Annotated in this window: 18 protein-coding genes and 1 pseudogene; 12 read left to right on the top strand and 7 right to left on the bottom strand. The window is 44.5% G+C overall.

Translation table 11 applies throughout. The annotated features are described in order from the left end of the window. Nucleotides 1-210 precede the first annotated feature (210 nt). From ACPEGP_RS06580 to gmk, 5 genes and pseudogenes are all read right to left on the bottom strand, one after another. Entirely contained in the window at nt 211-2,517 is a 2,307-nt protein-coding gene (locus tag ACPEGP_RS06580; protein ID WP_423812953.1) for a primosomal protein N', read from the bottom strand. 140 nt (nt 2,518-2,657) lie between these two features. Continuing rightward, the gene (locus ACPEGP_RS06575) at nt 2,658-3,038 is read right to left on the bottom strand and encodes a RidA family protein (RefSeq protein ID WP_191691038.1); all 381 of its coding nucleotides are present in this window, start codon (nt 3,036-3,038) and stop codon (nt 2,658-2,660) included. A gap of 119 nt (nt 3,039-3,157) precedes the next feature. Then, a pseudogene (locus ACPEGP_RS06570) lies at nt 3,158-5,348 on the bottom strand (RelA/SpoT family protein). 449 nt (nt 5,349-5,797) lie between these two features. Then, the gene (gene rpoZ / locus ACPEGP_RS06565; RefSeq protein WP_068403827.1) at nt 5,798-6,058 is read right to left on the bottom strand and encodes a DNA-directed RNA polymerase subunit omega; all 261 of its coding nucleotides are present in this window, start codon (nt 6,056-6,058) and stop codon (nt 5,798-5,800) included. A gap of 202 nt (nt 6,059-6,260) precedes the next feature. Further along, complete coding sequence (gmk, locus tag ACPEGP_RS06560; RefSeq protein WP_144296645.1) at nt 6,261-6,887, bottom strand: guanylate kinase; 627 nt, start codon at nt 6,885-6,887, stop codon at nt 6,261-6,263. 433 nt (nt 6,888-7,320) lie between these two features. Between gmk and ispH the strand changes: the two genes are divergently transcribed. From ispH to ACPEGP_RS06500, 12 genes are all read left to right on the top strand, one after another. After that, nucleotides 7,321-8,277 (top strand): 4-hydroxy-3-methylbut-2-enyl diphosphate reductase, encoded by a 957-nt coding sequence (gene ispH, locus ACPEGP_RS06555; protein ID WP_191691044.1) that lies wholly within the window; start codon nt 7,321-7,323, stop codon nt 8,275-8,277. A 1-nt stretch (nt 8,278) separates the two neighbouring features. Then, nucleotides 8,279-8,524: a hypothetical protein gene (locus ACPEGP_RS06550; RefSeq protein ID WP_191691046.1), complete on the top strand. Its 246-nt coding sequence runs from the start codon at nt 8,279-8,281 to the stop codon at nt 8,522-8,524. Nucleotides 8,525-8,625: 101 nt separating this feature from the next. Then, entirely contained in the window at nt 8,626-9,441 is an 816-nt protein-coding gene (locus ACPEGP_RS06545; protein ID WP_423812952.1) for a thioesterase family protein, read from the top strand. Nucleotides 9,442-9,734: 293 nt separating this feature from the next. Continuing rightward, complete coding sequence (locus ACPEGP_RS06540) at nt 9,735-11,255, top strand: catalase (RefSeq protein ID WP_423814257.1); 1,521 nt, start codon at nt 9,735-9,737, stop codon at nt 11,253-11,255. 307 nt (nt 11,256-11,562) lie between these two features. After that, on the top strand, nt 11,563-13,569 hold the full coding sequence (gene htpG, locus ACPEGP_RS06535; RefSeq protein ID WP_223808486.1) for a molecular chaperone HtpG: 2,007 nt from the start codon (nt 11,563-11,565) through the stop codon (nt 13,567-13,569). Nucleotides 13,570-13,821: 252 nt separating this feature from the next. Next, entirely contained in the window at nt 13,822-15,294 is a 1,473-nt protein-coding gene (locus tag ACPEGP_RS06530; protein WP_423812951.1) for a C13 family peptidase, read from the top strand. Nucleotides 15,295-15,486: 192 nt separating this feature from the next. After that, nucleotides 15,487-16,377: an S-formylglutathione hydrolase gene (gene fghA, locus ACPEGP_RS06525; protein ID WP_423812950.1), complete on the top strand. Its 891-nt coding sequence runs from the start codon at nt 15,487-15,489 to the stop codon at nt 16,375-16,377. A 395-nt stretch (nt 16,378-16,772) separates the two neighbouring features. Continuing rightward, a complete protein-coding gene (locus ACPEGP_RS06520) occupies nt 16,773-17,027 on the top strand; it encodes a TIGR03643 family protein (RefSeq protein ID WP_333613097.1) in 255 nt (84 codons plus the stop codon). 120 nt (nt 17,028-17,147) lie between these two features. Further along, nucleotides 17,148-17,837, top strand: coding sequence for a ribulose-phosphate 3-epimerase (gene rpe / locus ACPEGP_RS06515; RefSeq protein WP_191691052.1), 690 nt, complete (start codon nt 17,148-17,150; stop codon nt 17,835-17,837). A gap of 73 nt (nt 17,838-17,910) precedes the next feature. Next, nucleotides 17,911-18,264: a hypothetical protein gene (locus ACPEGP_RS06510; protein WP_191691054.1), complete on the top strand. Its 354-nt coding sequence runs from the start codon at nt 17,911-17,913 to the stop codon at nt 18,262-18,264. A 119-nt stretch (nt 18,265-18,383) separates the two neighbouring features. Further along, nucleotides 18,384-18,695 (top strand): hypothetical protein, encoded by a 312-nt coding sequence (locus ACPEGP_RS06505; protein ID WP_068403841.1) that lies wholly within the window; start codon nt 18,384-18,386, stop codon nt 18,693-18,695. 206 nt (nt 18,696-18,901) lie between these two features. Next, nucleotides 18,902-19,213 carry a hypothetical protein gene (locus ACPEGP_RS06500; RefSeq protein ID WP_068403843.1) on the top strand — a complete coding sequence of 104 codons (312 nt, stop codon included), beginning with the start codon at nt 18,902-18,904 and terminating at the stop codon, nt 19,211-19,213. Between the two features lie 173 nt (nt 19,214-19,386). Here ACPEGP_RS06500 and rpmG read toward each other — a convergent pair whose 3' ends face one another. Both rpmG and rpmB read right to left on the bottom strand, forming a co-directional pair. Next, nucleotides 19,387-19,542 (bottom strand): 50S ribosomal protein L33, encoded by a 156-nt coding sequence (rpmG, locus tag ACPEGP_RS06495; RefSeq protein WP_010201403.1) that lies wholly within the window; start codon nt 19,540-19,542, stop codon nt 19,387-19,389. 133 nt (nt 19,543-19,675) lie between these two features. After that, nucleotides 19,676-19,912: a 50S ribosomal protein L28 gene (rpmB, locus tag ACPEGP_RS06490; protein ID WP_057761372.1), complete on the bottom strand. Its 237-nt coding sequence runs from the start codon at nt 19,910-19,912 to the stop codon at nt 19,676-19,678. Nucleotides 19,913-20,177: the final 265 nt, after the last annotated feature.

Raw genomic sequence — 20,177 nt, 5'->3', positions numbered from 1 at the left:
GAAATAGAGGGTTTATAAAGCTTTAATTGCTTATAAAGTTGGACTTGCTGTTCATAACCAGACAGTTATAGAGAATTTAGCACATTTACTAAAGGCTTGCTGTATCTAGGCAGTAAACGATATAAGGCGAATTTTGGCTAGCGTTCTTTATTGACAGCAATATATAGAGAGATAATTAAAACTGGCGAGGTGTGTTTTAAGATTGAACGTTTACCAGCCGACAGGGTCGATATCTAAGGTCAGTTTTAGATATTTGGCGCTTGGCAAAGCAAGTACAGGTTGCCACCAGTGATTGAGTACCCTATGTAATTGCTGTCGGTCTTTGCCTAATAGCAGTAATTGCGCGTGGTAGCGACTGTTCTTTTTACTCATCGGCGCATCGATAGGGCCGAGAACAGCAAGATTATGAGCATTTGGAAGAATACCAACGGCATCTTTTAGCGCTTGCGTGGTGGCAGCTAACGTTTTACCTTCGCAGCGTATTAGGGCAGCATAACTATGCGGCGGCAAGCCCATCATTTTACGCTCTTGCAATAGCTCACGTGCGAATGATAAGTAACCGTCTTTTACCAATTTTAATAACAGCGCATTATCGGGTTGCAGCGTTTGAATAAGCACGCGCCCCGATTTGTCCCCGCGACCAGCACGGCCTGCCACTTGAATCATGAGCTGGGCGGTATGCTCTGGCGAGCGAAAGTCGGCGGACAAAAAACCGCGATCGGCATTAGGCAGGCAGACAAGCGTGACGTTGGGAAAATGATGACCTTTGGCGACCATTTGCGTGCCGACTAAGATGGCAGGTTTGCCTTCATTGATACGCTGATAAATATTCTCCCAGCTATCTTTACCTCTAGTAGTATCGCGATCGATTTGGATAATAGGGTACAACTCTTTGCTGGTTTGCGGATTGGCAAAAATTGCATGCAAATTTTCGCTTAGCCTCGTCGTTCCGATACCTTTGGCGTCCAAATTTTGACTACCACAATCAGGGCAAACCGCTGGGATATAGGCTTGCCAATCACAGTGATGGCATTTTAAATAAGGGCTGTTTGAATAGGAATTGGATTGCGATTGGCTATTATAATGCACGGTCAAATGCGCATCACAGCGCGGGCAATCGGCTTGCCAACCGCACGCTTCGCATAGCAAAACGGGCGCATAGCCGCGGCGATTTAAAAATATCAATACTTGGTCGCCCGCTTCTAGCGTTTGCCGTATCGCCCCAATCAGCGCATCGGTTAGTCCGGTATCATAACGTGCGCCTTCGTCTGTCGTCTGTTGATGGGTGCTTTGCTGGCGTGCATCAATCAGCTGCATGGTTGCAGGTTTGGCGTTACCAGGGCGAGTTTGCAGTTGGTATTCGATAAGCTTGCCATCATCGACCAGTTTTAGATGCTCAAGCGAAGGAGTCGCAGTACCAAGTACGACGGGAATATTGGCTTGCAGGCCGCGATACAGCGCGACGTCAGCAGCATGATAGCGCAACGTATCTTGCTGTTTATAAGAACCATCATGCGCTTCATCGACGACAATTAAGCCCAAATTCGCAAACGGATACAGCACCGCTGAGCGCGTGCCAATAATGATTTGCGCGCGACCAGTGCGGCAGTCTTGCCAACCTTGCAGGCGGTGGGTATTGTTCATACCCGAATGTAATAAGACTATATGAGCGGCAAAGCGACTGGCAAAGCGCGCGCGTGTTTGCGGCGTCAGTCCAATTTCTGGTACCAGTATCAATACTTGCTTGCCAGCTTCTAATACCGCTTGCATCGCCTGCAAGTAGACTTCAGTCTTACCACTACCGGTAATGCCATTTAATAAAAACCCCGTATATTGCTTATTTTCATGCGCAGCAATAATGCCATCGACTGCAAGCTGTTGCTCTTCATTTAGATCAAGCGGCATTTTTGCTAAAGTAACGGGTGCGGGCGCAGATTTGGCTTCAATATAGCGCTCGATAAGCCCTTTTTCTTCTAGCGCTTTTAAGAAAGGTCGCTGCATACCTTCTAATAATAATACGTCTTCACTAGCGCCGTGCTCGCCGTGTAACTTAAGCATCTCAAACTGTTGTTTCTGCTTTTTGGCATTGCTATGAAAGTCAGTATCAGTGACGTGCGGTAAAATCCGCCAATGGGTAGTCAATAAATCTAACGGCTTACCTTGGCGTACGAGAGTTGGCAACATCACCGCTAACACGTCACCGAGTGGATAGTGATAATAACGCGCCAGCCAATGCGCGAGCTTTAGCATGCTAGCATCTAAAATGGGCTCAGCATCTAAGCATTTATTAATAGGTTTGAGCTTGTTGATGGGAACGTCGCTAGCCGCTTCCTCAATATGAGCAATGACAATACCGATTAAGGTTTGACGACCAAAAGGTACCTCAACACGGCTACCAATCGGTGGTAGCGGCATGGCAGCCATGGCAGCGCCGTTTGGCAACGTCGGCGTATCTGCTGGCAAGCGATAGTCAAATACCCGATAAAGGGGCACGGGTAGGGCAACTTGTAGCAACATAGCTGGGCTTCGCAGTCTTTTATCGAATGAATAGAGAGTAAAAACATCAACAGCAATATAAAAAGGCACAGACAAATAAGCTTAGCATGAAGCTAAGCTTATTATTATTTACTATAAACCAGTAACGCTCAATAATCGTCTTATTCAATATACATGATAGATTCAATTTCAACCACGCCGCCTTTAGGTAGCGCGGCGACTTGCACCGCTGCACGGGCAGGATATGGCTCGCTTAAGTTAGCGACAAATACGTCGTTTAGCGCCGCAAAGTCATTTAAATCGGTCAAAGAGACATTGAATTTGACCACATCATTTAAGCTGCCACCGGCCGCCTCACAGATGGCTTTGATGTTTGCAAATACTTGCTTGGCTTGTGCTTCAAAGCCTTCTTTTAGCTCCATGGTATCAGGATCAAAGCCCAGTTGACCGGAGATATAAACAGTATTGCCTACTTTTACCGCTTGTGAATAGGTACCAACGGCGGCTGGGGCTTTATCGGTTTGAATGGTTTGACGGGTCATATGATTTCCTTATGATGTTTTTTTGGTTAAAAAGTTGGCCAAAAATTTCAGGCGATAATAAATGTTCAACATTGAATGGTTTTAAAAGGGATAGATTTTAACATGTATTTTAACGGCTTTTATAATTGATAAAGCCTAATAATATTGGGGAAGCCAAGTAGCGACCGCAACTCGCGAATGCCTTGTGCCAAATGGTTACGGCTACGCACGACGATATGAATAATAGTGTCGCTGCTACGCACGTCGACCTTTTCGACCCCGATATTTAACTGGCGCAGATGATAAATCACTTCACTGATTTGCTCGTCGCTTAGGGCGATTGAGAGTTTGAGATAAGCAGGGAAGCGAATTTTGCTGTTATGTTCCCCGGATGAGTCGCCTTGTTTAATGGCTTTATCATTACGCCAGCGCAGTTGGATAACTTGATAAGGGTTGTCTTTACGTATATCGTCTAACGAAAAGCACTTATGGCGATGTACAACCAGACCATGACGTGATAAATGGCCAACGATAGGGTCACCATAAATCGGATGACAACAATTGGCAAAATCAAGCTCAACACCTGAAGCGTTGACAATCAATTGTTGCGGTTGGGTCATATCATCAACGCTTTCTTGCGACTGCATATCACTGACTTCATCGCTAAACAAACGGGTGACCACCAGTTGCGGCAGCAACGTGCCTGAGCTAATTTGCTCAAACAGGGCATTTTTTTTCTGTCAGACCGCGCCATTCAGTTAAGTTTTTCCAATCACTTTCGGTCAAATCGTCGAGGCTTTTCTGATACGTTTTTAGGGCTCGGTCTAGGGCTTGTCTGCCATGATGCTGTTTATCGGCGGGCGATAAGTCTTTAAACCAACGTAAAATTTCCACGCGGGCTTTATTGGTCACCACAAAGCCGAGCCATTCCGCTTTTGGCTCAGAATGACTGTTGACTTCAATCTCGACCAACTGCCCGTTTTTCAGTACCGTACCAAGCTTTGCATGCTTGTTATCGACATTGGCACCGACCGCAACATTGCCAACCATAGGGCCGACGGCGTAAGCAAAGTCTAGCGCTGTGGCACCTTGTGGCAGCTCATAAGCGCGGCCTTGTGGACTGTAGCAGATGATTTTACTCGAGTGTAGATAATCCATCAGCTCATTAATAGTAGAAACGGCTGCGGAAAAATCAGGACTGTCGGCATCTAACGTGTCTTCGTCGACCAAATCTTTCATATTACGCAGTGATGCTTGAATAACCGACTGGCTAACATCGGAGGCGTGTTCGGCACCAATAACGCCAAGCCTTGCCGCGTTTTGCATTTGCTTGGTTAAAATGGTGACTTTAACAAAGTCATTGTCACGCTCATAAATAAGGGTGAGCGACTGATTGCCACCGGGCAGCGGACGACGAATATTATCAGCGATATGACTGTCATCAATCTGGTATTTTTTAATCAGATAATAAGCAAGCTTGTCACAAGCTTCGATGTTATCAAGCACTATCTCAAACGCATAATGGCGTAATAGCGCATTAATTTCACCGCGATTACGGAAAAATTGGCGGAAGATAACCACGCGATTGTCTAAAACTTTGACCATGCCATTAAGATTAAGGTTATTTAGCACAATGCTCAAGTAGCGATGAATGGCTTCTCTTTGAAAATTACGCCCAAGTCCATGTTGCAGCAGCTTATCAGACAGCTTGTTATACATATCAGAATCAAGATTACGATAACAAAGCACTTCGATATAATCGGCAATGTCATTGAGCCCCATCAAGCGCGCAAAGGGTACATAAAAATCCAAGGTTTCTTGCGCGGTGGTGCGCTGTTTTTCGGGACGTACCGCATCGAGCGTCGACATATTATGCAAGCGGTCGGCTAGTTTAATAATCAAGACGCGCGGATCGGCAAGGGTAGCGGTCAAGATTTTATGAAAGGTGGCGGCTTTGTTTTCTTGCTTGTTATGGGTTGAAGATTTTAATTTGGTCACGCCATCGACCAGTCTTGCCACTATTTTACCGTAACGCTGCTCAATATCATCAGCGCTAACCTCGGTATCTTCGACCGTATCATGTAGGATTGCTGCAATAATGGTATCGCGATCCAAGCGAAAGCCTGCCAATATTTCGGCGACGGCAATCGGATGCGTGATATAAGGCTCCCCTGATTTACGCTTATCTTTGATATGCGCTATATCACCGAACTCACAGGCATCAATAATATCACTACGTTCAGCCGCAGTGAGATAACCTACTGAGCGCAGCAGGTTGTATTGAGCATCATCAACTAAAGGATGACTGAGTTTGGGCAAGGTTTGAGTCATAAGGTGGTAATCCTATTTTCCAATACCTATTTATCAGTTCAGGACGGTTCGTCGGCTACGGACTTTTAATGGGTTCAGGACTGTTGGGTAAATGATAGCTGGATGAATAAGCGGCGGTTATGCAAAAGAGTAAGCTATTAGGTCAAAGCATACTAACTTAAAACGCACAAAGCGAAAAGAGGGCAGACCACCCTCTAATTAATCGTAAATCGTTCTCAATGTCAACTCTTATGCGCGTAAGTCAGGCAGAAAATAAAAAATTCTACCTGAGTGGTATGATTTTCGCTATAAATGGTCGCAAAAATTGGCAAGCGTTTGGTGTTATCAGTCGTTTCATAACCAAAAAACCACAGCCGATGCTGTGGTTCTTATCTTTTAGTAATGTCAGCACGGAATAAAGTGGTCGTGCTTATTGCTAAAAGTTAGGCTTTACTAAAAACAGCTCTGTATTAAAAGCTATGATCGCCCGACAAAGCCAAATCTAATGAGCTTGTCGCAAAGTTATGCTCTGGCTGGTTTAAAATATCACGGGTGATTTTGCCGGCAGCAATTTCACGTAATGCCAATACCGTAGGCTTGTCATTATCGACGTCAACCATCGGCTCAGCGATACCCTTGGCCAATTGACGGGCGCGCTTACTAGCGACCAAAATCAGCTCAAAGCGATTATCAACATTATCCAAACAATCTTCAATCGTCACTCGTGCCATAAATAGCTACCTCGGTTGTTTTTATCAGTCACGGCGCTTGTCCGTTACTCAATAAAAATAATATCAAAAATATAAAAGGGGGATAGCTGGACATTATAGCATTTTTTGCTTAGGCGCGTAGTTGCTTTTTATATCTACTGTTAGTTATACGAAAATCGAGATTTTTCACTTTTAAACCTTCTTTCCCCTAGGTTTTCTTTGCTTATTCGTCGACTTGGCTATTTAGCAAATTGGCAATAGTGCGATGATAGCGCTGCTGCTGGCGTTTAAGGGTTTGTCTATCGGCGACGATAATGGCTTTTAGCTCGGTTAACGCCACTTCAAAATTGTCATTAATCACCACAAAATCAAAATGTACATATTGCGCCATCTCCGTGACCGCGCCCGCCAAGCGCTGCTCGATGACTTCCATGCTGTCCTGCGCACGCGTCGATAAGCGCTGACGTAAGGTCGCTAAACTTGGCGGCAAAATAAAAATCATCGTCGCATCGGTAAATATCTTTTTGACTTGTAGCGCCCCTTGCCAATCAATCTCAAGGATAACATCGACGCCTGCCTCCAACTGCGCGCGTACGCTTTGCTCTGACGTGCCATAATAATTGCCAAACACTTCGGCATGCTCTAAAAACTTGCCTTCGCCGATAGCCGTGACAAATTTATCAACGTCGGTAAAATGGTAATGCTGACCATCAATCTCACCGGGACGCGGCGCACGCGTGGTGTGCGATACGCTAACGGTCAAGTCGTTGGTGGTGGCCAGTAGCTGTTTGACCAGTGAGGTTTTGCCCGTGCCTGAGGCGGCGGTAATAATAAATAATGAACCTGTCATACGGTTTTTCCTAATGGAGTGCATTCTAATGAAGGATGTATTAACAAAATATGAGCTAGAGAAATATGTGCTGCAAAAAAGCAGAAATCGTTTTAGTAAAGTGTTAAAAACTGGTAAAAACAAAAAACGCCATCGAGTATGGCGCTATAAAGTTGTATTGATTTCTCAGTGATACGTCATTATAAACTGCTTGGCGCGCTTTTATTTAATTCGCGCAAGCTTTTTAGCACTTAATCTTAATTATTGTCTGTTTTTGCACTAAAAGGCGCTGTGTCAATGAACGTTAATGCTCAGTTGATTTGAAACATGGCTATTTTCAAAGGCAATAAAAGCAAATTATGCTAAAGTAGAGCATGGATGTTATTCCAAGTTTTGAGGTTAAGCAGTTTGACGTTAAGCTGTAACCATAAATTATCTAATGATAGGCCCTTTTATGCAAATTTATCTTGCCAATCCACGTGGATTTTGTGCTGGTGTGGATCGCGCGATTGCGATAGTGAACGAAGCATTGACACGTTTTGAGCCACCCATATATGTGCGTCATGAAGTCGTGCATAACAAATTTGTGGTCTCAGATTTGGCCAATCGCGGCGCGGTTTTTGTCGAAGAGCTGCACGAAGTGCCGGATGGTTCAATCGTGATTTTCTCGGCGCATGGTGTCTCAAAGGCGGTCGAAGATGAAGCAGAGCGCCGTGATTTGACCGTATTCGACGCCACTTGTCCGCTGGTCACTAAGGTGCATATCGAAGTGGCTCGATTTGCCCAAGACGGGATGGATGCAGTATTAATTGGTCACGCAGGTCATCCTGAAGTTGAAGGCACTATGGGGCGTTTCAATCGTCGCCACGGCGGGCAAATTCATTTGGTCGAAAATGAAAGCGATGTTGAGGCTTTAAATGTGCAAAACGCTGAGCATTTGGCTTTTGTAACCCAAACGACTCTTTCGATGGATGATACCGCGCGCGTTATTGATGCGCTGCGTGAAAAATTCCCCAGCATTCAAGGCCCGCGCAAAGACGATATTTGCTACGCCACCCAAAACCGCCAAGATGCGGTCAAAGATTTAGCCGGTCGTTGTGAAGTGGTGTTGGTGGTTGGTTCGCCAAACTCGTCAAACTCTAATCGCTTGCGTGAGTTGGCTGAGCGTATGGATTGCCGTGCCTATCTGATTGATAACGCTACTGAGATGGATAGAAACTGGTTTGCTGGCATTCAAAGTGTTGGCGTTACTGCTGGCGCGTCTGCACCTGAGATATTAATCCAAGAAGTGCTACAACAATTGCAAGATTGGGGCGGAGATTTACCAAGTGAGCTGTCAGGTATCGAAGAAAACGTGACCTTTAGCTTGCCAAAAGCGCTGCGCATTCCGGTTACGCAAGTAGGTAAATAGCATGAATAAGCAGAAAAAAGGCTTTGTGTTAGCAGAAGCGACGCTTGCTGAGATTAATAAGCAGTTAAAAATTAATCTGTTTACCATCGTTGTGCTGATTGTCATGCTAGTGCTGAACACTGCGCAATTTATGAAAGATTATAGTGTCTTATATGGCGCGCTTATCGCTGTCATGGCGTTTTTTCTATTTATAATGGCCAAAAGTCGCACCATGCTCATGATGAGAAAACAACAGCTTACCAAGTAAATGCTAAAGGTAAATTAAATATAACCGTTATTATGAAAGACCAACCTATTAAAGTGGTCGAGAATACAGCATTAATAAAGAAGATTAGATTAAGGATGTTCATGCCAGCTTATTATCATTTTATCAAACGCGAACAGCTAGAAGGTGGGGTTAGCGTTGCCCATTATCAGCCAACCAAACATGCACAAGGCGCTTGGAATGAACACGAGCAGCATATGGCACCAGCGACTGGACTGCTGACCGCCGAGCTTGAAGGCTATACGCCGCAAGCAAATATGCGTATTGCTCGTATCAGCCTGGATATTTTAGGCTTGATACCGCTTGATGAGTTTACCGTTACCACGCGTTGTATCCGTCCGGGTAGAACGATTGAGCTAATCGAGGCGGTCATGAGCAGTCGTGGCCGTGATGCCATTATCGCGCGCGCTTGGCGACTGCTGACCCAAGATACCAGCGAGATTGCCGGACTTGAAGACCAAAAAGCGCTGCATCAGCCTGAGGATTTGCCTGTTTGGGATGGTATGAAAGGCTGGCCGGGTGGTTTTATCGAAAGCGTTCGCTTGGTTGCTGAGCCCGACCGCCGTGCTGGACGTGGTATGGTATGGATTACCAATGATGTCGAGATGGTAGAAGGCGAAACGACTGACGATTTGGTACATCTAATGGGGATGGTCGATACCGCCAATGGCGTCGTGCCACGCTTGGGACTCGGCTTATCAGAATTACAATGGATGTTCCCCAATACCGACTTACAAATCCATATGCATCGCGCGCCAAAAGGGCGCTGGCTTGGCATCGAAGCGGTGCAACAATATGGCGATGACGGTATTGGGCTGACCAGTGCCGTGCTGCATGATGTGCACGGGCCGTTTGGTCGCAGTGAGCAAATCTTAACTATCCGCCCGATGCCGCGTTAAAGCGCGATAGCTTTATGTGTTGGATAGTCACAAAAGTAAACTGAACAGGATTGCTTCAGCAAATTATCGTCCTAAGTTAGCATTTAGTTGATAAGAAAATGGTTAATAGTTATATAAAACAAATCAAAAGTATGTGATTAATTTATTATACAAATAATTGAAAATCGGTTGTAATGGAATACCACAACGAGGCAAGGTGATTCAAAACTGCTATGATGGGTTTTGATAGTGAAGGTTACCTTTCACTTTATCCTTGCAACAACGATAACTAAAGGAATATGGCCATGAACGATATGAACGATAAAAAATGCCCTTACGATATGACGCCGTTGACCATGAGTAATGGCGCGCCAGTGGTTGATAATGAAAATAGCAAAACCGCTGGTAAACGCGGTCCTCTACTTGCAGAGGACTTATGGCTTAACGAAAAGCTCGCTGATTTAAACCGCGAGGTTATTCCAGAGCGCCGTATGCACGCCAAAGGTTCGGGCGCGTTTGGTACTTTTACCGTCACTAATGACATTACTCAATATACGCGTGCTGATATTTTTAGCGAAGTGGGTAAGCAAACGGAGATGTTTGCGCGTTTTAGTACAGTCGCAGGTGAGCGCGGCGCTGCTGATGCTGAGCGTGATATTCGCGGTTTTGCCCTAAAATTCTATACCGAGCAAGGCATTTGGGATTTGGTCGGCAATAATACGCCGGTATTTTTCGTCCGTGACCCGCGTAAATTTCCAGATTTAAACAAAGCGGTCAAGCGTGACCCACGTACCAATATGCGTTCGGCGACCAATAACTGGGATTTTTGGACGTTATTGCCAGAGTCTTTGCACCAAGTTACTATTACCATGAGCGACCGCGGTATTCCGGCGTCTTATAGACATATGCACGGCTTTGGCTCGCATACGTATAGCTTTATCAATAGCGCCAATGAGCGTTTTTGGGTCAAGTTTCATTTCCGTACTCAGCAAGGTATCAAAAACTTAACCGATGCCGAAGCCGCTGAAATCATCGCCTCGAATCGTGAAAGCCATCAAGAAGATTTGCTCCGTGCCATCGACAATGGCGATTTTCCAAAGTGGAAAATGTACGTGCAAATCATGCCAGAAACCGATGCCGATAAAGTGCCTTATCATCCGTTTGATTTGACCAAGGTATGGCCAAAAGGGGATTATCCGCTGATTGAAGTTGGCGAGATTGAGCTTAATAAAAACTCAGACAATTATTTCTTAGACGTCGAGCAGGCGGCTTTTGCGCCGAACAATCTTGTAACTGGCATTAGTGCCTCACCAGACCGTATGCTACAAGCGCGTCTCTTTAGCTACGCCGATGCTCAGCGTTATCGCGTTGGTGTCAATCACAAGCAGATCCCAGTCAACAAACCTCGTTGTCCGGTGACCAGTAACCAGCGCGACGGTCAAATGCGTGTCGATGATAACTACGGTGGCCGTCCACACTATACGCCAAACAGCTTTGAGCAATGGCAAGACCAGCCGCAGTACGCTGAGCCAGCTTTAAAGATTGATGGTTACGCGGAGCACTACGATTTCCGTGAAGACGATAGTGATTATTTTAGCCAGCCACGCGCACTGTTTAACCTAATGAACGATGAGCAAAAGCAAGTGTTGTTTGATAATACCGCTCGCGCGATGGGTGATGCGCTTGATTTTATTAAATATCGCCATATCCGTAACTGTAACTGGTGTGATCCAGCTTATGGCGCAGGCGTTGCCAAAGCACTTGGCATGAGCGTTGAAGACGCTATGGCAGCACGTGAGAATGATCCTGCTCGTCATTTACCTAGCTGTTTATAATCTCTGTAGAAAATAAAAACGATAGAATTTAGCTGCTCTATATTTATATAAAAACACCGCCTTAGGAAACTGGGGCGGTTTTTTTATGCTTAATTATTTTTTTAGCTTAGTTTAGCCTATTTGATCTTGAAATTTTTACCCGTGCCCCTATCTGATTAGGCAGCCTAGCAGTATTTACAGCGCCTTCTTGCTAATCAAATTTAGTAATTAGATTGGGTAATCAAATTGGCTAAACTGCTAGTATTTGAAAATTTGTGATTTATGCGTGCTGGTAACAGCATTTTTGGTATCAATAATAGGAGTTTTTATGAGTGAGCAGACCCAAGCGGATAATAAAAACGCTAATGACATCAATATTAATAAAGACAGCCCAGAATTAAAAAAACACAGTTTTGAAGCAGAAGTGGCGCAGCTGCTGCATTTGGTGACGCATTCGCTTTATTCTAATGCCGATATTTTTGTGCGTGAATTGGTTTCGAACGCATCGGACGCTTGCGACAAATTGCGCTTTGAAGCGACCAATGACGACAGTCTTTATGAAGATGACGGCGAGTTAAAGATTCGTATCGCTGTCGATGAAGATGCCAAAACCATTACCTTTATCGATAACGGCATCGGTATGAATGAAGCCGACGCCATCGAAAACTTAGGAACGATTGCCAAATCTGGTACTAAGGCTTTCCTCGACAAATTGTCTGAATCGCAAAAGCAAGATGGACAATTAATTGGTCAATTTGGGGTTGGTTTTTACTCTGGATTTATCGTGGCTGATACCATTAGCGTTGAGTCACGAAAAGCGGGCGAGCCTGCCGATAAAGGTGTACGCTGGGTTTCAGACGGCACCGGTAGCTTTACCGTTGAGCCAATTACCAAAGAGACGCGCGGTACCAGCATTACTTTGCATCTAAAAGAAGAGTACAGCGAAGGCGAAGATAATTATCTAGACCGCGGCAAAATCAAGCGTTTGGTCAATAAGTACTCAGACCATATTAGCTTGCCGATTCAGATGCGTAAAGAAGTCTGGCAAGAAGATGTGAAAGAAGAGGGCGACGACAGTGACGCGCCAGCAGGCGGTCAGATGGTCTTGACCGACGAGTGGGAAACCATTAACAAAGCCAGTGCGCTTTGGACCCGCTCAGCATCTGAGGTTGAAGATGATGAGTATGTCGATTTTTATAAAAACATCACTTATGACATGGATGCGCCGCTAACATGGACACACAACCGCGTTGAAGGTCGCGTTCAGTATACCCAGCTTTTATATATTCCGAAAAAAGCGCCGATGGATTTATACACGCGTGAGCAGCAGCACGGCTTAAAGCTTTATGTGAAGCGCGTCTTTATTATGGACGATGCTGAGCAATTGCTGCCGATGTATTTGCGTTTTGTGAAAGGGGTCATTGATTCAGCGGATCTGCCGCTTAACGTCAGCCGCGAAATCTTGCAAGAATCGCGCGATGTTAAATCTATCCGAGATGGTAACGCGCGCCGTATTTTGACCTTGCTAGCGAGCCTTGCTAACAGCGAAGATAGCGATAAACAAGAAAAATTTGCCCAATTCTATAGCGAATTTGGCGATGTCATTAAAGAAGGCCTTGGCGAGGATATGGGCAACCAAGAGCGCATCGCCAAATTGCTGCGTTATGCCACCAGCACCAATGACAAGGTTGAGACCAGCTTTGAAGACTATAAAGGTCGTATGATTGACGGTCAAAAAGCCATCTACTATCTGACGGCAGATAATTTAGCAGCTGCTAAAAACAGTCCGCAGCTTGAGCTGTTTAAGAAAAAAGGCATCGAAGTTATCTTGATGACCAGCCGTGTTGATGAATGGGCGATGAACTTCTTGACCCAATTTGATGGCACGCCGCTACAAAATATTGCTAAGGGTGCGGTTGATTTAGGCGACTTGCAGGACGAAGCCGAAAAAGCTGAAGCTGAAAAAGCGCAAGAGACCATGAAGCCTGTCGTTGATAAGCTAAAAACAGCACTTGGCGCGCGCGCAAAAGACGTTAAAGTCTCAACGCGTTTGGTTGATAGTCCAGCGTGTCTAGTCATTGGTGAAGGTGAGCTGTCACCGCAAATGATTCAGATGCTGAAGCAAATGGGTCAAGATGTACCAGAAAGCAAACCAACGCTTGAGGTCAATCCTGACCATCCACTGATTAAAAAGTTAGAGAGTAGCGAGCAGTCTGACGACAATTTTGACAAGCTGGCGCAGGTCATTTTTGACCAAGCGTTACTTGCCGATGGCGGTCAACTAGAAGATCCAGCCGCTTATCTAAAACGCGTCAATGAGCTATTGATGCGATAATAATTGCTGCTTAATAAAAGGAGGTCTTGATTTTAAGGCCTCCTTTTTTAATGGATTGTCAATCAACGTTTAGAGTAATTTTTCGGCAGTTTTTACAAATCAGCCTTATCCTCTTGAGCGACAATCCGTTACAATCGCGATAGATTAGCGAGCTAAAATATTAAGTTAGATTTCTCGCTTTTCAATCCTATTTTATCGTCAAATAATAATAAATTGGCGTTATTTCTCTCGACTGGCTAGAGGTCTAAGTCTTTGTCACTTGCGTCATTAAAAACCGTATCGCTTCAGCGCTTCTCGCTCAATTTCGCGGCCAATATTATTGCCACCTTGTGGATGCTGGTCGGGTCGACGCGGGCGTTCTCTTGGGTAAAACCCACCTTTATCCAGTTTGCGGTATTCGCCATATTGGCACTGGGTAGTAATGTCCTATTCTCGTGGTTAGCCGCCGCAAATGGTAGCGTCTTTAATGAGCAAGGATTGGTCAGCTATTTAATTTGGCCGATGATTATTTTGCTCAGTGGCATTATTTTAGCCCGCCGCGCTGGTAACCAAGCGCTGGTTTTTGTCCCTGTCATTCTATGGCTGGTTGCCGATACGCTATCAGCGTTATTGCAAAGCCTCGTCCAGTTTTTTGGCAGCTATGGGTGGTTGCCAAGTTGGAGTTATTCTTTTTTACCTATTTTATTTTTAGTGCTGTTTTTATGGCAAACCCTCGCTTTATTATGGATATTTTTCCGCCGCCTGCGCATTTCTTGGTGGGAGAGAATCATTGTCTTAGTAGGAGCAGTGGCATTATTGACCATTTGGCAGCGCAACGTCGCCGACCAGCCGATATTTAAGCAGATTCCTGTTGAGCCAGTACTAGAAGAAGCGGCTTTGTACGAGCAACCGCGATTATTGCAGCAAGCTTTAGACCGTATCGACCCGAGTATACCCGGTAAAAGTGACTGGTATTTTATGGGCGTGGCAGGATTCTCAGACCAAAACGTCTTTCGTTCTGAGATTAATAAAGTGCGTGAATTGTTTGACGTGCGCTTTGGTACCAGTGGCCATTCGCTGGCATTGATTAATAATAACTATACGTGGCTAGATGAGCCAATTGCGACAAAAACCAGTATTTTGCGCGGGTTAAAAACCATCGGTCAGCAAATGAATGCTGATGAAGATGTATTATTTCTTACCCTATCGTCACATGGTGATGAGAATGTTATTCAACTGGCAAATCCACCATTAGCGATGGATAATTTAGATGCCACGTGGCTGCGTGAAGTGTTAGATGCGTCCGGTATCCGCTGGCGAGTGATTGTGGTGTCGGCGTGCTATTCAGGCTCATTTATCGATGAATTGGCATCACCAACAACGGTAATTATTACCGCCTCCGCCGCTGATAAAATGTCATTTGGCTGCACCAATAGTGCTGAGATGACTTACTTTGGACAGGCTTTCTTTGCCGAAAGTTTGCGCGAAAACACCAGTTTTTCTGATGCGTTTAAAGATGCCGCTTACCGCGTGCAAGAACGTGAGCTTTATATGGGTTTTGAGCCATCAGAGCCGCAGATGGTCATTGGTAGCTTAATGGAAACCGCGCTGCCAGCATTTGAGCAAGTGTTGTTTACTAAAACCCGTCCAGCGCTCGCCAATATGACTAATCAGCCGAATTCTGTTAAGGTTACTCAAGCTCCTGATACGGCAAACGCAATCGTTAATCTGCCTGAAAGTGACTAAGGCCTGCTGATAAATGAGATTTATGTCGCTACTAAGGCGCGCTTTTTGAATTTTTAAAATGCTACTTGAGTGAGTGACTGCCTTTAACTGACTTTACTTAATTACTTGTCGTTAACAGTTTGCTTGCTAATAGTAAGGATGGGCAGTTGTCACTTAGCGCTTATTTCATCTTGGATAAAAAGGATGTCACTTATGAATAATTCTTATAAACACAGTTTGTCTACCAACTCAAAGATTGAGCAAATCAGCGTCAATCGCTGCTTCGATGGCGAGCAGCATTATTATTGTCATGAGTCCACCGCGACCAAAACGCCGATGACCTTTAGTATTTATCTGCCAGATGAAGCGCTGGCTGGGCGCCGTTGTCCGGCTGTTTTATATCTCTCGGGTTTGACCTGTAATGCCGATAACGTCACCCATAAAGCGCATTTTCAACAAAAATGTAGCGAGCTTGGCATGATATTTATTGCGCCTGATACTTCTCCTAGAAGTCATGACGCGCACGATGTCGCAAACGATGAGCGTTATTTTGTCGGGCAGGGCGCAAGCTACTATGTCGATGCCACGCAAGCACCCTGGGTAGAACACTTTAATATGCAAAGCTATATCGTTGATGAATTATACGATTTACTACGCTCAGAGTTTCCGATTGATAGTATCGGCATCACAGGCCACTCGATGGGCGGTCATGGAGCGTTACTATTGGGCTTTAAGTTCCCAAGTAAGTTTGTCAGTGTCTCCGCCTTATCGCCTGTTTGTGCCGCCAGTGAGTCGGCATGGGGGCAGGCCGCTTATACAGAGTACTTCGGCGATGATAAGTCGCTATGGGCGCAAGCTGACGCCTCACAGATGATTGTAGAAGTCGGCCAGCAGTACGCCAGTATTTTGGTCGACCAAGGCGCGGCTGATAATTTTTTGGCAGAAGGTCAGCTGCAAACGCCTAAGCTGCAAGCAGCGTGTGAAAAGGCCAAGCAGCCATTAACATTACGCTATCAGGCCGGTCATGACCATAGCTATTATTTTATTCAAACAGTGATTAATGACCACATCGAACACCACTGGCGTATGGCGCAAATGGGTTAAGCCTGTCCAATAATATCTGTCTACAAGTAATAGCCGTCTAATAGCTGAGCGTATCGTCTGTCATATAACTTGACAGACGGTTACGCTGATTATTTAACCAAGCGCCTTTATTATTATAAAATAGATTGGTACAAAACAGATTGGTGCAAAATTGAGCGTGCTTGCCAATAGGCAAAACTTTTTTAAAGGTAAGTTTTATGATGAATAAGCTAACAGCGCCATCGAAGACAAATCTGGCTAACCGACAGCAGACGGCTCAATTATCGTTGGCGGCCATGCAAGCAGATATGGCTAATATGATGGCAACTTTAAAAAATAAGCAGCGAGTTGGTGTTGTTCAAAAAGAAAATATCAAATCAAAAACTAGCAAAGCAAAGCCAGCTAATACAGATGCTATTCATGCGCTTGATGCCGTGCAATTATCGCGGGTGATAGAGATGGCGTGGGAAGACCGTACGCCGTTTGAAGCGATAGAGCACAGCTACGCTCTAAATGAGACCGCAGTCATTAAGCTGATGCGCCAAGAGTTAAAGCCATCGTCTTTCCGCTTATGGCGTCAGCGCGTTACTAGCCGTGCGACCAAGCACCAAGCAAAGCGTCCTTTTGATGTCGGTCGTGCGTATTGTAAAACCCAATATAAACCGCGCTAACGCTTTTTTTAAAACGCCTTATTTAAAAGAATCGTCTAAATGTAGTATCTAAATACCAATCCTAGTGATTAAAAGCTTTTTTATTAAACGTTTATACCAACCCAAATAGGTAGCTCAACTATGACTAGCCCAGCCAAACCTTATCTTATCGCGCCTTCTATTTTATCAGCTGACTTTGCCAGACTTGGTGAGGAGGTCGAAAAGGTATTGGAGGCGGGCGCTGATGTCATCCATTTTGATGTTATGGACAATCACTATGTGCCTAACCTAACCTTTGGTAGCATGATATGTCAGGCGCTGCGTGACTATGGTATCGAGGCGCCGATTGATGTCCATCTTATGGTATCGCCAGTCGATAGTATGATCGAGCAATTTCTAGAGGCGGGTGCGAGTATTATCACCTTCCACCCAGAAGCCAGCGCCCATATTGACCGCTCTTTGCAGCTGATTAAAGATGGCGGTGCTGAATGCGGTTTGGTGTTAAATCCTGCAACACCGCTGCATTATTTAGATTATGTGATGGACAAGGTTGACCAAATCTTACTGATGAGCGTTAACCCTGGATATGGTGGTCAATCGTTTATTGAGGGTACCTTAGATAAAGTTCGCCAAGTTCGTCAACGTATTATTACCAGTGGTCGCGATATTAGACTAGAAGTAGATGGCGGCATCAAAGCCAGCAATATTCGCGCGATTGCCGAAGCAGGCGCTGATATGTTCGTCGCCGGTTCCGCTATTTTTAATCAAGAAGATTATAAATCTGCCATCGACGCTATGCGCGCCGAATTAGCCTTGGCAAATGGTTATTAATCCCCATTTATAACTATTGGTAAGAGTGTTAAGGTTATAACAATGGACTCGATAAGCCATATAAAGGTGAAATATGAACACGCAAAAGCCCATTAACTCGTCAGTATCGCCTGAGCCTATAAAAGAAAAACAAGCCCCAAGCTTAGTACCTAAGGGTCTCACTATAGGCATGGCAGCTTTTGCCTTGGTGCTTAGCCTCGCTGGTTATGGTTTTCGCCTGCTGATTGGCGATGATGTCGGAGAAGTGCTGCGTCATGCAGCAGTGATAGTGCCAGCCTTTATGATTGGTATTCCGCTATTTTTTTGGCTTGGTTCGCGCGTTTTAAATAAGCTCAAAGGTTTACATATCGCAAGCTGGAATGCCATTAGCTTGGGCTATTTAACCTCTTGTATAGCCATGCTTTGGTTAATGGGCACTTATAGCTAATAATTGGCTGATGTTAGCGCTTTAACATGGTTATCTTTTAAAACTTTGTCTTTATGGCATTCATCGATTTCTACTTTTTAATAAGTCGCGCTTTATGATGCGACTGGACACTTGCTAGTATGGCTACTTCCTCTAAGAAAATCACCGATATCATTTTCCCAAAAGACCTTCCAAACAGTTTGTTTATTTTGCTGATTATCGCCTGTTTGCTCTTAGGCTTATCCTACCTGCGCCATGGTACCGGACTGCAAGGCTGGCTACATGTCTTTGAAAATTGGCTGCTTATGTTGCTCATTATCCCGACCGCCACCGCTACCGTAGCCTTACCGTTCAAATATCGCGACCCGTCGCTCGAGCTCAAGCAAATGTATTATCTGGGGATGTTTGTCGCTTTCTTATTTACCTTAGCGAAATTACGCTATTGGCGTTAATAGCGATTTAGCTCGTTCATAAGCTTGATAAGTAGTATTAAAGAGCATTTATGCAAAAGACTTACGCGTCAGGCCTTGAATTGTCGGCGCAAAGCGTCCATTGTATAAGTAAGATAGTTTTGCCCGAATATCTGTAAAACTAAGATTTTATAAACGAAGTCAGCGCCTTTTTACAGACATAAAGCGGGATAATAAGGAAAAAATAGATGCCATACGATATTGATAATGAAATAGAAGTAGATAACGATAGTCGCGATCAATTCGCTGGATTTGCTAAAGAAACCACGCTTGAGTTGGTTGAAGCAGCGGATGGCAAATTGCTGCTACGTGATGCCGAGGAAGAAGAAGCGCCGCTGATGACCATCGATTTTTCTGATAAGCTGAAAGAAATATTAGGCAGCGATACCCAAGCGATTGGTCAGCATATGATTCATGCTGCGATTCAGGTCATTATGCAAAAACAGATGAGCCAGTGGCATGCCCATGTCTATGACAAAGAACCCACTCACTATAGCTAAAGCTAATCAGGCTGATAGCCTCTAAATTTATAGCTTATAAATCTGTAAGAACGAAATATAATAGCTGGTTAAAATAGTGTATGGTTGAAATGGTTGTTGGGTCAAAAACTGGCAATAAAAAAGGGTTTATCATTTGATAAACCCTTTTTTTGTTCAAATAATTTAATAATAAACTATTTGATTTTTGCTTCTTTAAAGATTACGTGCTGGCGTACTTTTGGATCAAACTTTTTGATTTCCATTTTGCCAGGCATAGTGCGCTTGTTTTTGGTAGTGGTGTAGTAATACCCAGTACCAGCAGTTGATACTAATTTAATTTTATCTCTCATGATAGCTTTCCTGTAAATGAGGGGTCTTCAAACGATAGGTACGAATACAAAAAGTTCAGTTGCTACAAAGAAAGTAGCTAAAAAGCAGCTTGGAAGGTGAAAATTATCGACCGCTCAAGCTGCTTCTCTTAACTTATACTTTTTGACCTTGTGCGCGTAGATCCGCTAACACTTTGTCGATACCAAGTTTGTCAATGATGCGCATACCTTTGGTAGACACACGTAGACGTACAAAACGATTTTCAGACTCTACCCAAAAACGATGGTTATGAAGGTTTGGTAGAAAGCGACGACGGGTTTTGTTGTTTGCGTGCGAAACATTATTACCCACCATAGGGCGCTTTCCAGTCACTTGGCAAACTCTAGACATGGCGAACTCCTAATCTATGAGGTATGAGGGATTCTCATACCAGTCTGGGCAAGTTGCACGTTTTTGCGGCATGGACACAGCAAGCGGCAGCTTTGCACCAAACAAAACTATTATGAAGGTTGAGCTGATATTACTGTCATCTAAAGGCAAATAACAGGCAAACCAATTCAGAAAATTTTAAAGCCGACATTTATACCATAAAACTAATGAATACTCAAATATTTTTATAATAATAGCTGCTTTAAACGATAGCTATTATACCCTG

It is taken from the genome of Psychrobacter sp. 219-2-C (assembly GCF_049560815.1).
Lineage (GTDB): Bacteria > Pseudomonadota > Gammaproteobacteria > Pseudomonadales > Moraxellaceae > Psychrobacter > Psychrobacter faecalis.
Note: the sequence above shows the minus strand (reverse complement) of the source record. Positions and strands in the feature narration are given on the sequence as shown.

Coding starts and splice junctions, on each gene's coding strand:
- ACPEGP_RS06580 (WP_423812953.1), bottom strand. CDS start 2,517: ATGTTGCTACAAGTTGCCCTACCCGTGCCCCTTTATCGGGTATTTGAC.
- ACPEGP_RS06575 (WP_191691038.1), bottom strand. CDS start 3,038: ATGACCCGTCAAACCATTCAAACCGATAAAGCCCCAGCCGCCGTTGGT.
- rpoZ (WP_068403827.1), bottom strand. CDS start 6,058: ATGGCACGAGTGACGATTGAAGATTGTTTGGATAATGTTGATAATCGC.
- gmk (WP_144296645.1), bottom strand. CDS start 6,887: ATGACAGGTTCATTATTTATTATTACCGCCGCCTCAGGCACGGGCAAA.
- ispH (WP_191691044.1), top strand. CDS start 7,321: ATGCAAATTTATCTTGCCAATCCACGTGGATTTTGTGCTGGTGTGGAT.
- ACPEGP_RS06550 (WP_191691046.1), top strand. CDS start 8,279: ATGAATAAGCAGAAAAAAGGCTTTGTGTTAGCAGAAGCGACGCTTGCT.
- ACPEGP_RS06545 (WP_423812952.1), top strand. CDS start 8,626: ATGCCAGCTTATTATCATTTTATCAAACGCGAACAGCTAGAAGGTGGG.
- ACPEGP_RS06540 (WP_423814257.1), top strand. CDS start 9,735: ATGAACGATAAAAAATGCCCTTACGATATGACGCCGTTGACCATGAGT.
- htpG (WP_223808486.1), top strand. CDS start 11,563: ATGAGTGAGCAGACCCAAGCGGATAATAAAAACGCTAATGACATCAAT.
- fghA (WP_423812950.1), top strand. CDS start 15,487: ATGAATAATTCTTATAAACACAGTTTGTCTACCAACTCAAAGATTGAG.
- rpe (WP_191691052.1), top strand. CDS start 17,148: ATGACTAGCCCAGCCAAACCTTATCTTATCGCGCCTTCTATTTTATCA.
- ACPEGP_RS06510 (WP_191691054.1), top strand. CDS start 17,911: ATGAACACGCAAAAGCCCATTAACTCGTCAGTATCGCCTGAGCCTATA.
- ACPEGP_RS06505 (WP_068403841.1), top strand. CDS start 18,384: ATGGCTACTTCCTCTAAGAAAATCACCGATATCATTTTCCCAAAAGAC.
- ACPEGP_RS06500 (WP_068403843.1), top strand. CDS start 18,902: ATGCCATACGATATTGATAATGAAATAGAAGTAGATAACGATAGTCGC.
- rpmG (WP_010201403.1), bottom strand. CDS start 19,542: ATGAGAGATAAAATTAAATTAGTATCAACTGCTGGTACTGGGTATTAC.
- rpmB (WP_057761372.1), bottom strand. CDS start 19,912: ATGTCTAGAGTTTGCCAAGTGACTGGAAAGCGCCCTATGGTGGGTAAT.